The sequence below is a fragment of the Streptomyces sp. NBC_00285 genome, from assembly GCF_036174265.1.
Lineage (GTDB): Bacteria > Actinomycetota > Actinomycetes > Streptomycetales > Streptomycetaceae > Streptomyces.
Genome location: NZ_CP108055.1, coordinates 9,522,724 through 9,535,484, shown reverse-complemented (window position 1 = coordinate 9,535,484; position 12,761 = coordinate 9,522,724). Strand labels below are relative to the sequence as shown.

12 protein-coding genes and 1 pseudogene are annotated in these 12,761 nt (G+C 69.4%); 6 read left to right on the top strand and 7 right to left on the bottom strand.

All coding sequences use genetic code 11. The features are described 5' to 3' along the window. Positions 1 to 40: 40 nt before the first annotated feature. On the bottom strand, positions 41 to 421 hold the full coding sequence (locus OHT57_RS43700; RefSeq protein ID WP_328752521.1) for a PPOX class F420-dependent oxidoreductase: 381 nt from the start codon (positions 419 to 421) through the stop codon (positions 41 to 43). 290 nt (positions 422 to 711) lie between these two features. Here OHT57_RS43700 and OHT57_RS43695 point away from each other — a divergent pair, with 290 nt between their 5' ends. Beyond that, positions 712 to 2,079: a S1 family peptidase gene (locus OHT57_RS43695; RefSeq protein WP_328752520.1), complete on the top strand. Its 1,368-nt coding sequence runs from the start codon at positions 712 to 714 to the stop codon at positions 2,077 to 2,079. A 103-nt stretch (positions 2,080 to 2,182) separates the two neighbouring features. Here OHT57_RS43695 and OHT57_RS47570 read toward each other — a convergent pair. From OHT57_RS47570 to OHT57_RS43680, 3 genes and pseudogenes are all read right to left on the bottom strand, one after another. After that, positions 2,183 to 2,410 (bottom strand): annotated as a pseudogene (locus OHT57_RS47570) (multidrug DMT transporter permease); the annotation flags it as partial. A 356-nt stretch (positions 2,411 to 2,766) separates the two neighbouring features. Continuing rightward, positions 2,767 to 2,952 (bottom strand): hypothetical protein, encoded by a 186-nt coding sequence (locus OHT57_RS43685; protein ID WP_328752519.1) that lies wholly within the window; start codon positions 2,950 to 2,952, stop codon positions 2,767 to 2,769. Positions 2,953 to 3,052: 100 nt separating this feature from the next. Further along, positions 3,053 to 4,213, bottom strand: a complete 1,161-nt coding sequence (locus tag OHT57_RS43680; protein ID WP_328752518.1) for an ROK family transcriptional regulator — start codon at positions 4,211 to 4,213, stop codon at positions 3,053 to 3,055. Positions 4,214 to 4,380: 167 nt separating this feature from the next. On the opposite strand from OHT57_RS43680, the gene OHT57_RS43675 reads away from it, so the two are divergent. Genes OHT57_RS43675 through OHT57_RS43660 form a run of 4 tightly spaced genes read left to right on the top strand, consistent with a single transcriptional unit; the run spans position 4,381 to position 8,893 of the window. Beyond that, positions 4,381 to 5,346: a carbohydrate ABC transporter permease gene (locus OHT57_RS43675; protein WP_328752517.1), complete on the top strand. Its 966-nt coding sequence runs from the start codon at positions 4,381 to 4,383 to the stop codon at positions 5,344 to 5,346. Between the two features lie 16 nt (positions 5,347 to 5,362). Further along, positions 5,363 to 6,292 carry a carbohydrate ABC transporter permease gene (locus OHT57_RS43670; RefSeq protein WP_328752516.1) on the top strand — a complete coding sequence of 310 codons (930 nt, stop codon included), beginning with the start codon at positions 5,363 to 5,365 and terminating at the stop codon, positions 6,290 to 6,292. 10 nt (positions 6,293 to 6,302) lie between these two features. Then, positions 6,303 to 7,667 carry an ABC transporter substrate-binding protein gene (locus tag OHT57_RS43665; protein WP_328752515.1) on the top strand — a complete coding sequence of 455 codons (1,365 nt, stop codon included), beginning with the start codon at positions 6,303 to 6,305 and terminating at the stop codon, positions 7,665 to 7,667. A 26-nt stretch (positions 7,668 to 7,693) separates the two neighbouring features. Continuing rightward, positions 7,694 to 8,893: a Gfo/Idh/MocA family protein gene (locus OHT57_RS43660; protein WP_328752514.1), complete on the top strand. Its 1,200-nt coding sequence runs from the start codon at positions 7,694 to 7,696 to the stop codon at positions 8,891 to 8,893. Between the two features lie 23 nt (positions 8,894 to 8,916). On the opposite strand, the gene OHT57_RS43655 is transcribed toward OHT57_RS43660, so the two are convergent. Further along, on the bottom strand, positions 8,917 to 9,612 hold the full coding sequence (locus tag OHT57_RS43655; RefSeq protein ID WP_328752513.1) for a L,D-transpeptidase family protein: 696 nt from the start codon (positions 9,610 to 9,612) through the stop codon (positions 8,917 to 8,919). A 218-nt stretch (positions 9,613 to 9,830) separates the two neighbouring features. Beyond that, on the bottom strand, positions 9,831 to 11,105 hold the full coding sequence (locus tag OHT57_RS43650; protein WP_328752512.1) for an MFS transporter: 1,275 nt from the start codon (positions 11,103 to 11,105) through the stop codon (positions 9,831 to 9,833). Between the two features lie 121 nt (positions 11,106 to 11,226). Here OHT57_RS43650 and OHT57_RS43645 point away from each other — a divergent pair, with 121 nt between their 5' ends. Next, the gene (locus tag OHT57_RS43645; protein WP_328752511.1) at positions 11,227 to 11,772 is read left to right on the top strand and encodes a hypothetical protein; all 546 of its coding nucleotides are present in this window, start codon (positions 11,227 to 11,229) and stop codon (positions 11,770 to 11,772) included. Here OHT57_RS43645 and OHT57_RS43640 read toward each other — a convergent pair. Further along, positions 11,763 to 12,677 (bottom strand): SDR family oxidoreductase, encoded by a 915-nt coding sequence (locus tag OHT57_RS43640; RefSeq protein WP_328752510.1) that lies wholly within the window; start codon positions 12,675 to 12,677, stop codon positions 11,763 to 11,765. The genes OHT57_RS43645 and OHT57_RS43640 overlap by 10 nt on opposite strands. Between the last annotated feature and the right edge of the window lie 84 nt (positions 12,678 to 12,761).

The following is a 12,761-nucleotide window of genomic DNA, read 5'->3' as shown; positions in this document are numbered from 1 at the left end:
GACCTCTTGAGCGGGGCCCGGTTCGGCCGGGCCCCGTTCTTCACAGCGTCACACGGATCCCGACCGTTCCGTCCAGCCCCCGGCGCAGCCTGCTGCCGAGCAGGGTGAGCCGGCCGAGGATCCCGTACTTGCGGGACAGGAGCTGCCGGTAGCGGGCCGTGGTCTGCGCGTCGCAGATCTCCGCGCTGGCCGGGATCTGGTCACCGGTCGGATTGCCACGCACATCGCAAGGGCCGACGAGGACATCCGCGCGAGCTCGGATCCGCTTCACCTTCCAGGAGTCGGCGACCGACCACACGCCGAGCGCCTCCTCGTCGCGGACCACCCAGACGGGGGTGGCCACCGCGGTGCCGTTCTTGCGGTAGCTGGTGAGCAGCAGGTATTTGCCTGCGCCGAGCCGGTCCAGCGGGGTGTCGTCCATGGCGGGAAGTCTAGGCGGAGGCGCCCGAGGGGCCCAGGCGAGGTGCACGATGAAGTCGCTGGCGCACACGTTCCCGTGCCGGGTGCGCGCCCGCCTGGCCCGGAACCGCGGGGAATCGGCCAACACGGGGCCGGACATGGCCGGTTGGGACACCTCGGCGGAATTCTCCGGCACAGGATCACCGCGATGCGGTGAACGCGCCCTGCCCGGGCCACGTACTCAAGGAGGGCACTCGACGATCAGAGGGCCCTGCGGTGCAGACACCGCTTGTTCAGGTTCGGGAGCCATGCATGAGGCACGCACGACGACGGGTCGTCCGGCGAGTGGCACGGCTGGCGGCCGTCGGCGGACTCCTCCTGGGAGGAACGATGGTCACGCGGGCCGTCGCGAGCGAGACTCCCGCCACCACCGCCCTGCCGCGCACGTTCGCCATGGAGGCGGGACAGACGGGGGCGGATCTCGTGGCCCGGCTGGGCAGCTCCCGCACGGCCGGCACCTGGATCGGCGCGGACGGCAAGCCGGTGGTGGCGGTCACCGACGAGAACGCGGCCGCCGAGGTGCGCAGCGCGGGCGCCGTGGCCAAGGTCGTCGACCACAGCATGAACGAACTCAAGTCGGCCGCGAAGACGCTGCGTTCGGCGCCCCGGGTCGCCGGCACCGCCTGGTCGATGAACTACCGGACCAACGAGGTGGTGGTGCAGGGCGACAACACCGTCTCCGCGTCCGACTGGTCCGCGATGACGAAGGTCGCGGACGGCATCGGCGGCTTCGTGAAGACGGAGCGCACCGAGGGCACGTTCACGCCCCAGCTGAACGGGGCGCAGCCGATCCTGTCGACCGGCGGGCGCTGTTCGGCGGGCTTCAACGTGACGAACGGCCAGAGCGACTTCATCCTCACCGCCGGGCACTGCGGCCCCACCGGTTCCATCTGGTTCTCGGACACCGGGGGCACCAACCAGCTGGGCAAGACCGTCACGCAGAACTTCCCGGGCAACGACTTCTCCCTGGTGCAGTACGCCAACGGGAAGGCGGGCGACGGGGCGGGCGTCGTGTTCATCGGCAACGGCAAGGGCGTGCAGATCACCGGCGCGGGCGATCCGTCCATCGGCCAGCGGGTGTTCCGCAGCGGCAGCACCAGCGGACTGCGCGACGGCAAGGTGACCTCCCTCAACGCGACGGTCAACTACCCGGAGGGCACGGTCACCGGCCTGATCGAGACGAACGTGTGCGCCGAGCCCGGAGACAGCGGCGGCCCTATGTTCTCCGAGGGGATCGCGCTCGGCATCACCTCGGGCGGCAGCGGTGACTGCAAGCAGGGCGGTACGACGTTCTTCGAGCCGGTGACCACGGCGTTGACGGCGCTCAACGTGAAGCTGCTCGTGACGAACCCGGCCGCGGCCGGCGCCCCGTCCCCCGCGCCGTCGGCCACCTCCGCGCAGGGCTCGGTCGCTCCCGGTGCCGCCTCTCCCGGTTCCTCGGCGGCGGTCGAGGGGGCGCCGGGCACACCGCTGCTGAGCCGGCTCACGGACACCCGGAACATCGGGCCCGGGCTGCTGGTCGTGGGCGGAAGCCTGATCGCGCTGGTGGCCACGCGGTACATCCGCTCGGAACAGGACCGCAGGGCCTATCAGCGGTACTACTCGGCGACTTGGGGCTGAGGAGGCCAGGGCCGAACAGCCCTCCCCCCGCTCTCACCCCCAGGCTGAGCAGAACCGTGGCGAGCGCCGCCCCCACCAGTCCGGCCAGCTGCATCCGGCTGAGCCTCTCGTGCAGGAGAGCCGGCCCGAGGATCACGGGAAGGGCCGGATACAGCGAGGCGAGCACGACGGCGACCGCCGGCAACTGCCGTTGGGCGGCCAGGAGATACGGGATGAGTCCGAGGGCCGCGCCCGCTCCGACCAGCAGCGCCTGAAGGGCTCGCAGAGGCGGCAGGCGCAGTCGTCCGGGGTGCCGCGCCGCAACGGGGAGCAGGACGAGTACGGCCGCCATGCGCCCCGCGGCCACCGGCCACAGCCCGCTGGAGGCGCCCGCCTGGGCGAGCGCGATGTACTGGAGCGCGACGCCTGCGCTGGCCGGCAGCCCGTCGGGCACTCCCCCCGCCGTCGTCCACGCCGCCGCCGCAGACCATCCACAGCGCGCCCCACAGGAGGTCGACGGGCCGTACGGCGTCGGCGGGCAGGAGAAGCGCGGCCGCGGTGGCGAGGAGGCCGCCGAGCCGGCCGAGGAAGGTGACGGCGGCGAAGTGCGCGCGACGGGACAGCAGACCGCTGAGGCCGGCGCGAGGAGAGGACCCATCCCGTCAGGGATGCCCCGGGAAGCCGATGCGAGTCCCGCCGACGGGACTGTCAGGCCGCCTGGACCGGCTGTGGAGCGGCGAGGGCCCACTCCAGGACGAGACGCTGGTACTCCTCGCGCTGCTCGCCGCTCAGTGTCCCGCCCGCCCGGCGCCACAGGGCCCGGATCTCCTCGTTGACCTCGTCGGCCGATCGATCGGTAACGGGTTCAACAGTGGTGCACATGGTGTGAAGCATACGGTTCAGGAAGTGAAGGCACCGTGAGCGATCACAGAACAAAAGGGCATATCGGACCGTGTTACTGATCACGTCCTTCTGTCAAGGAGCGCGGCCCGCTTCACACCTCGGCCACACCCAGGACCAGCACCTGGATCGCCAGCACAGCCGCTCCACGGGCCCAGTCGTGGAAGTCGGACACCTTCGTCTCCACGTCGATCGGGGTGGCCAGCGGGTGCCGGTGGGCGCGGATCGTGTCCTCGACGGTCTTGCCGGCCACGTCCATGAGTCCGACGCCCTCACCGGCGAGCAGGATCTTCTGCGGCATGGCGAAGTTGGCGATCTGGGCGACCAGGACACCGAGGGCGCGCCCCGCCTCGTCGATGACGCGGGCGGGCATGGGCTCACCGGCCGCGGCGAGGGCGAGGATCTCCTCGTAGGTGTGGTCGCGGCCGGTGGCGGCCCGGACCTGGTAGCGGATGTTGGGGATGGCGAGGAGGGAGACGGCGCTTCCCCGGGTGCCGTCGGGGGTGAGCGGGCCGCCCGGGTCGATGATCCAGTGCCGTCCGAAGCCGCGGTCCTCCTCGGCGTAGGGGACGCGCCGGCCGCCCAGGACGAGGCCGTAGCCGATGCCCGCGCCGATGGTGAGGACGACGAAGCGGTCGAGCCCGCGCCCGGCACCGAACCAGGTCTCGGCCTCGACAAGGGCGGAGACGTCGTTCTCCACGACGACCGGCAACCCCGTGCGCTCCTCGACGAGTTCACCCAGAGGGACGTCCCGCCAGTGCAGGAACGGGGACTCGCCGACCACGGCCCGCTCCTGGACCAGTCCGCCGACCCCGATGCCGATGCCAGCGAGCCGCGGATGCGTGCGGGCCAGTTCGGCGGTCATCTCCGCGAGCAGGTCGGCGACCCGAGCGGGGTCATGGTCGGCGAGGGGGCGGTCGTGGCGGGCGACGATCTCGCTCCTAAGGGTGGTGACGACGCCGTAGACCATGTCCTCGGTGATCTTGAAGCCGATGAAGGACCGGGACTCGGCGACGACGTCGAGGGGCTGCGAGGGACGCCCCTGGCGCACCTCGGCCGGGGTGCCCGCCTCGGGGACCTCGACCAGCAGGCCCGACTCGATGAGCGGTTTGGTCAGCCGGGTGAGGCTGCCCGCGGAGAGGTCGAGGCGCCGGGCGAGTTCGGTGCGCGACAGAGGGCCGTGGACGAGCACCTCGATCGCCACCGAGCGTTCGCCGGTACTCAGGGGGAGCCAGCTGGCGGCAACTGCGGTCATGAAGGTCAGACTCCCACATGATTTCTTTCATCACGAAAGCAACATGGACATGTTACAACCGCCACCTCGGCCCTGAAAAGATATCTGCGCACCCCTTGACGCTTTGATTCTTCCGCCACAAAAGTAAGTGGTCGAGGATGAGCCGCAGCAGACAAGGGAGTCTCCCGATGACGATCGCCTCCAGCAGTCCCCCGTCGCGTCTGCCGACAGGCAGCGCGGAAGGGGCCCGGACCATACCGAGGGCCGACCGGGGCGGGGGCGGTCACAGTCGTGGGGACGGGCGGCTCGCCGCGGTGTTCATAGCTCCGGCCCTGCTGGGATTCGTGGTCTTCCTGCTCTGGCCGACACTGCGGGGCATCTATCTGAGCTTCACCCGCTTCAACCTGCTGACCCCGGCGAAATGGGTGGGCCTCGCCAACTACGAGCGGATGATCCACGACCCGATCTTCTGGGACTCGCTGAAGGTCACCGTCGAGTACGTGGTCATCAACATCGGTGTCCAGACGGTGTCCGCTCTCGCCATCGCCGTCCTGCTGCAGCGCCTGACGCAGTCCGCGGTGCTGCGCGGGGTCGTGCTCACCCCGTATCTGATGTCGAACGTCGTCGCGGGCCTGGTGTGGCTGTGGATCCTCGACAACCAGCTCGGCATCGGCAACGAGATCATCGCCGGGCTCGGCTTCGACCGGATCCCCTTCCTCGCCGACGAGACCTGGGCGATCCCGACGATCGCGCTGATCAACGTGTGGCGGCACGTCGGCTACACCGCGCTGCTCCTGTTCGCGGGGCTCATGGCCATCCCGAACGACATGTACGAGGCGGCGAAGGTGGACGGCGCGAGCGAGTGGCGGATGTTCTGGCGGATCACCATGCCGCTGTTGCGGCCGGTTCTCGCGGTCGTGCTGATCATGACCGTGATCGGTTCGTTCCAGGTGTTCGACACGGTCGCCGTGACGACCGCGGGCGGACCGGCCAACGCCACCAACGTGCTCCAGTTCTACATCTACCAATCGGCCTTCGGCCGCTTCCAGTTCGGCTACGCCTCCGCGATGTCCGTCGCCCTGCTGGTCGTGCTGAGCGCGATCACTTTCCTCCAGTACCGGCTCACCCGAGCCGGTCAGACCGACCTCGGCTGACCCGGAAGGAGTCGACATGGCTGCCGTGACCACCACCACCACCACGACACGCGTACGGCCCACCGGGCGCCGTCCCCTCACCCCCGGCCGGGTCCTGGCCTGGGCCGCACTGGGCGCGATCATGCTCGTGACCCTGCTGCCGTTCTACTGGATTCTGCGCACCGCGCTGTCCACCAACTCGGGGCTCGCCGCCCACGCCTCCGACCCACTGCCGGTGGGCCTGACCGGAACCGGATTCGCCCGCGCCCTGGGCCTGGAGTCCACCAAGGACGCGATCGCGCAGGGCGGCGCGGGCGGCGGACTGAAGTTCTGGCGCTACCTGCTCAACTCGGTGATCGTCTCGACGCTGGTGACCGCCTGCCAGATCTTCTTCTCCGCGATGGCCGCCTACGCGTTCGCCCGGCTGCGCTGGCGGGGCCGCGACCAGATGTTCGCGCTGTTCCTCGCCGGTCTGATGGTGCCGACCATCTTCACCCTGCTGCCGAACTTCGTGCTCATCAAGGAACTCGGCCTGATCGACAACCTGTTGGGCATCGCGCTGCCGACGATGTTCATGACGCCGTTCGCGGTGTTCTTCCTGCGGCAGTTCTTCATGAACGTGCCCCGTGAGGTCGAGGAGGCGGCCCTGCTGGACGGCGCCGGGAAGGTGCGGATCTTCTTCCGGGTGCTGCTGCCGATGGCGTCCACGCCGGTCCTCACGCTGGCCGTGCTCACGTATATCACGTCCTGGAACGACTACTTCTGGCCGCTGATGGTGTCGTACAGCGACAACTCACGTGTGCTGACCGTCGCCCTGGCCATCTTCCGGGCACAGACCCCGCAGACCGGCGTCGACTGGTCGGGCCTCATGGCGGCGACGCTCATCGCCGCGCTGCCGATGCTGGCGCTGTTCGGGATCTTCGCGCGCCGCATCGTGTCCACCATCAGCTTCACCGGCATCAAGTAGGGGACCACCCATGCGACTCGGTACACGACGGATGCGACCGCACACCCGGCTGGCCGGTGCCCTCGCGCTGGGCCTGGTGGCGCTGACCGGCTGTGCACAGGGCGGTACGACGGGCTCGGCGTCGGACACGGTGACGTACTGGCTGTGGGACTCCAACCAGCAGCCCGCCTACCAGGCCTGCGCCAAGGACTTCGAGAAGCAGAACCCCGGACTGCACGTGAAGATCACCCAGTTGGGCTGGGACGACTACTGGACCAAGCTCACGGCGAGTTTCATCGCGGGCACCGAGCCGGACGTGTTCACCGACCACATCCAGAAGTTCGGCCAGTTCGCCGACCTGAAAGTCCTCGAACCGCTCGACAACCTGGGCGTCGACGACTCCGCCTACCAGCCGGGCCTGGCGGCCAACTGGATGGGCCAGGACGGCCACCGCTACGGAGCGCCGAAGGACTGGGACACCGTCGCCCTCTTCTACAACAAGAAGCTGGCCGACGCCGCCGGGCTCACGGCCACGCAGCTGAACGACCTGTCGTGGAACCCCGGGGACGGCGGCACCTTCGAGAAGGCCATCGCCCACCTGACCGTCGACAGGAACGGCAAGCGGGGCGACGAACCCGGCTTCGACAAGAACCACGTCAAGGTGTACGGCCTCGCCACCAACGGCGGCGGGGACGGTGACGGCCAGACCCAGTGGAGCACCTTCGCGGCCTCCGCGGGCTGGAACTACACCGACAAGAAGCGGTGGGGAACGCGGTACCAGTACGACAGCAGGACGTTCCAGTCCGTCATCAAGTGGTACTTCGGCCTCGCGAAGAAGGGCTACATGGCGCCCTTCACCGACTACAACTCCCAGTCCAACCAGGCCAACACCCAGATCGCGGCGGGCAAGGCGGCGACCGCGTTCGACGGAGCCTGGATGATCTCGACGTACGCCGGGTTCAAGGGCCTCGACATGCGTACCGCCGTCACGCCCGAGGGCCCCACAGGCAAGCGCGCGACCATGATGAACGGGCTCGCCGACTCCATCACCAAGAACGCCCGCAACAAGGAGGGGGCGCGCAAGTGGGTGACATACCTGTCCTCGCAGGAGTGCCAGAAGACGGTGGGAAGCTACGGCATCGTCTTCCCGGCCACTCCTGACGGCACCGCCGCCGCCGTGGCCGCCTACAAGAAGAAGGGCATCGACGTCACGGCCTTCACCGAGCCGATCGCCGACAAGAAGGACTTCACCACCTTCTCCTACCCGATCACCAACTACGCGGCGGACGTGTACGCGTTGATGCATCCCGCCATGCAGGACATCTTCGGCAACGGCAAGTCCGTGACCGGCCTCGACCGGACCAACGACCAGATCGACCTGATCCTCTCCCAGTGATCTCTCCCCTGAAGGGCACGCACGTCATGACGTTCTCAATCGGCATCGTCGGCGCCGGACAGTTCTCCGGCCAGTTCGCCACGCTGTTCCAGGCCCACCCCGGTGTCAGTGACGTCTACGTCACCGATCTGCTGCCCGAACGGGCCGAGCGGCTCGCCGACGCACAGCAACTGGCCGGCACCTTCCCCACGTACGAGGCCATGCTGGAGTCGCAGGACGTCGACGCGGTCGCGATCTTCACCCAGCGCTGGACCCACGGCCCCCTGGTCCTCCAGGGCCTGAACGCCGGCAAGCACGTGTACTCCGCGGTCCCCATGGCGATCACCACGGAGGAGATCGCGGCGATCATCGACGCGGTCCGGGCGACCGGGCTGACGTACATGATGGGCGAGACCAGCCAGTACAACCCGGCGACCGTGCACGCCCGCAACCAGATCGCCGAGGGCGCCTTCGGACGGCTCTTCTACGCCGAGGGCGACTACGTCCACGACATGGACCTCGGGTTCTACGAGGCGTACCAGTACAGCGGCGGCGAGAAGTGGAAGGAGACCGCCAGCTATCCCCCGCTGCTCTACCCCACGCACGCGGTGGGCGGGGTGCTGGGCGCCTGGCAGACGCACGCGGTGAGCGTATCGGCGATCGGTGTCGTCGACGACCGCGGGGACGGGGTGTTCGACAAGGACGTCAGCAAGTTCGGCAACGACATCTCGAACGCGACGGCACTGTTCGAGGTGGCGGGCGGCGGGTCGTTCCGTACGAACGAGTTCCGGCGGGTCGGTTATCCGTCCCACATCCGGGAGTCGCGTTTCCGGTTCTTCGGGACGGAGGCGAGCATGGAGCAGCTCGCCACCGTCGCCTTCTGGCAGGACAAGAAGGGCGTCAAGGACATCAGCGAGCTGCTGGAGCCCAAGCCCACCATGTCTCCTGACGACCCGTCACTTCAGCACATCGCGCCGGATCTCCGGGCCGCGTTCACCTCGGGCTCGGCTCCGGTGCACGACCGGGCGCGGCTGCCTCGGGTGTTCGACAACCTGCACAACGGTCACGAGGGCAGCCACCACTTCCTGGTGGACGACTTCGTGACCGCGGTGAACACCAGGTCGCTGCCCTCGGTCAACGCCTGGGTGGCGGCCCGCTACACCCTGCCGGGCATCATCGCGCACGATTCGGCGCGGCAGGGTGGGGCCAGGCTGGAGATCCCGGACTTCGGGGACGCGCCCCAGTAGCGGGACGCGAGCCGGGTGCCCGCTCAGGTGCCCGGCTTGCGGCCGTACACGAAGACGTCGTCGCCCGTCTTCAGCAGGGACCAGTACTTCTTGGCGTCCTTGGGGGTCATGTTGGTGCAGCCGTGGGAGCCGGGCGGGTTCCACATGCTGAGGTTCACCGAGTGGAAGGCCTGGCCGCCGTCGAAGAACTGGCTGTACGGCATGGGCACGTTGTAGATCGACGAGACGTGGTTCTTGTCGCGCCAGTAGATCTTCTTCAGGCCGGTGCGGGTCTCGTAGCCGTCGCGGCCGGTGCGGACCGGGACGGGGCCGTAGACGAGCCTGCTGCCGTCCTGGATCCAGCTCAGCTGGAGGGTGAGGTTCACGCAGGCGATGCGGCCCTTGTTCACCGGGCACGTGCCGGCCCTGTTGGGGTTGCTGCCGACGGCCTTCTGCTTGTTCATGAGGTCCATCACGCCCCACGTGACGGAACCCGCGTAACCGGCGTTCGGCGTGATGCCGTGCTTGGTCTGGAACGCCTTGATCGCCTTGCAGTCGGCGGTGGACTGCCTGCCGTCGACCGGACGGCCGAGGAACTTCTCCACCTGCTTCTGGTACGGCCCCGCCTGCGCGGTGCAGCTCGCCGCCTGTGCGGGCGCGGCGCCCAGCACGAGTGTCAGCGGTGCGACGAGTCCGGTGATCCCGAGTGCGATTGCACCCCGTCTGCGTATGTCCCCCATGGCCTGTCTCCTCAGTACGGTCCTGCGATCTCTGCCCTGTAGACCGGTGTCCGCACGACTTCGTTGTACCGCCGGGCACCCTGCGACGAAACGGTGACAAACCTCGGCGTTCGCCCGGGCCGCGAGGCGACGCTACCCGCCGGGTACCCGGCGCGGGGCCGGGTGCGGCACGGTTGTGGCTGATCACACAGGTCTACGGCGGCGGGTGATCCGTGCGATCACTTCGGTGCCGGGGCCGCCACGGGCGGTGCCGTCCGCTGGGCCGGGAGACCGCGCCGTGAGCGGACGGGCGAGAGGAACACCGGCAGGAAGGCCACGGCGATCAGGGTCCCGCCCAGCCACAGCGTCACGCGCACTCCCGCCAGCTCACCGACCAGGCCGGACAGCGCGGCACCGATCGCGAGGGACCCGGTCAGCACGAACCGGAACGTGGCGTTCATTCGGCCGAGCAGGTCGTCGGGGGTCATGTGCTGGCGCAGGCTCACGCCCAGGACGTTGTCCGTGCCGGTCTTGAAGAGGGCCAGCACCCAGCCCGCGCCCGCGAGCCACAACCAGGGGCCCCGGTCGATCAGCGGCACGAGCAGCGCGGCGGGTGCCAGTACGGCGCCGACCAGGCCGAGCGTACGGCCGTACCCCAGTCGCGCGGCGAGCGGGCGGGCGCAGCGGGCGCCGATGAGCAGACCGACCCCGCCGACCGCCCAGAAGACGCCCAACGCGGCTGCGGGCAGACGCAGTTCGCGCACGAACAGGATCGGGAGCATGGTGTTGACGGTCTGCATGCCCAGGTTGGTGAGGGCGGCAGTGAGCGCGAGGGCGCGCAGTTCCGGGTTGCCGAAGACGTGGCGTAGCCCTTCGGCGATCTGGGCCCGCAAGGGTGTGCCGCCCGCGGGGCCGGGTGCGGCGGCCTCACGGCGGAGAAAGGCGAGTTGGACGGCCGAGGCGAAGTAGGTGAGCGACGCGCAGAGGACGGCGACGGGGGCGGTGAGCATCTGCACCAGGGCGCCGCCCACGCTGCGTCCGGCGATGGTGCCGACCGCCTGGAGTCCGACCATGGCGGTGTTCGCGGGCACCAGGGCCGCACGGTCCACGAGCCGGGGCAGGAAGCTCTGTGAACCGACGTCGAAGAACACGGTCGCGCAGCCGCTCAGGAGGACGACCGCGTACAGCTGGCCGAGGCTGAGCGTGTCCGCCCACCAGGCGAGCGGGACGGAGGCGAACAGGGCCGCGCGGGCCAGATCCGCCCCGACCAGCACCGTGCGCTGCCGCATCCGGTCCACCCAGGCCCCCGCGGGCAGCCCGATCAGCAGGAACGCCAGGGTGCTGAGCGTGGCCAGGGCGCCGACCTCGCCCGGGTCGGCGTCCAGGGCCACGACGGCGGTCAGGGGTACGGCGACATAGCTGACGTTCGTCCCGAGCTGGCTGAGCGTGCTGGCGGCGAACAGGGTGCGAAAGTCTGCGGTACGCCACGGCGACGCGGAAGGGGGTGTCGGCACACGAGAACGCTGCCCGAGAGATCCTCGAAGGACAAGTGAAAAGATCTACAGCAACCTTTAAGCACCTCTGAATGGATGGACTGTCCCTCGGACTGATCAACCGGGCGGATAGGTTGCGTCCATGTCCGCGTTCTTGCAGCAACTCCCCGCGCTCATAGGCGTTGTCATCGGTGCGCTCGGTTCCTATCTCGCGGTGGTGCGGGGCGAGCAGGTCCGCTTCCAGCGGGAGCAGGCGGCCCGCTGGGAGGACCGTAAGTTCGCGGTGTACGCCGAATACGCACGGGCGTTGAAGAGGTCCGTCACGCTGACCTACCGGGTCGCCGCCCACTTCGGCAACGATCCGCACCCGCACCCCTTGACGCCCCAGGAAGCCGAGTCACAGCTGGCCGAGGCGACGATCGCACGGGACCCGGCAGGGGAGTCGCTGATTTTGCTCGGCAGCCCCACGGCGGTGGAGCAGGCCCGAACCTGGGTCGTCACCGTGATGGAGATGGAGGCCTTCCTGCGGGCGGAGACCCGTGACCCGGCCGCGTGGCAGGCACTGATGGACCGTCAGCGCGCCGGACGCGAGGGGTACTACCGGGCCGTTCGGGAGGATCTCGCGCTGCCGCCGGGCCACTCTGCGCGCTGGGCACTGACGTCGAGCGGCCCGCCGCCTCAGCGGTAACCGGTCGCGTCCGCCGGTTTGCCCGCGTCCTGGACCTCCACCAGATAGCGCCAGGCGTCGGGGCGGCTGCCGTCGAGGTCCGTGAAGCCGTACGTGCGCGCCAGCGAGCCGCTGTCGAGGGACTCGCCGTTCCGGCGGGCCACGTCGGGGTCGGCGGCGAGCGCGGCCACGGCGCGGCCCACGTAGCGCGGGGTCTCCGAGATGGCGAAGTGGGGGACGCGGTCGAGGGCGTCGTGCCAGTTGTCCTCGCGCACCCCGAAGGCGTCGAGCATCATCTCCGAGCGCAGCCAGCCCGGGGTGAGCGCGACGGCGGTCGCGCCGCGCGGGCCGAGTTCGTGGCCGAGGGAGAAGGCCATGCGCAGGACGGACGTCTTGGCGAGGTCGTAGAAGAAGGAGTTGCGGTAGTTCACGCGGTTGTAGGCGTCGGTTCCGTCGGTCATCTCGACGACCAGGCCGCCGGGCCGGCGCAGCAGCAGGGGCAGGGCGTGGTGGCTGGTGATCGCGTGGGTCTCGACCGCGAGCCTGAGCAGCCTGAGTCCCTTGTCGAGGTCGTGCTGCCACACCGGGCTGTCCCACTCGAAGAGGTTCTCGCCGCCCCAGATGTCGTTGACGAGGACGTCGAGGCGGCCCTGCTCGTCGCTGACGCGGTCGACGAGTGCGCGGACCTGCGCCGGGTCCAGATGGTCGGTGGGGACGGCGACGCCGTGGCCGCCGGCCGCGGTGACGAGGTCGGCGGTGTCCTCGACGGTCTCGGGGCGGTCGTACTCGGAACGGCGGGCCCGTGTGCTGCGTCCGGTGACGTACACGGTGGCACCCGCCGCCCCCAGCTCCACGGCGATCCCGCGCCCGGCCCCCCGTGTCGCTCCGGCGACCAGCGCGACCTTGCCCTCCAGCGGCTGTGACATGTCCGACCTCCCGTTGTGCCCGATGTCGTTTTCGCTTCTCGGGACGAGCATGACGGGGAAGTCGGACAACCTCTGTCGTGTTTT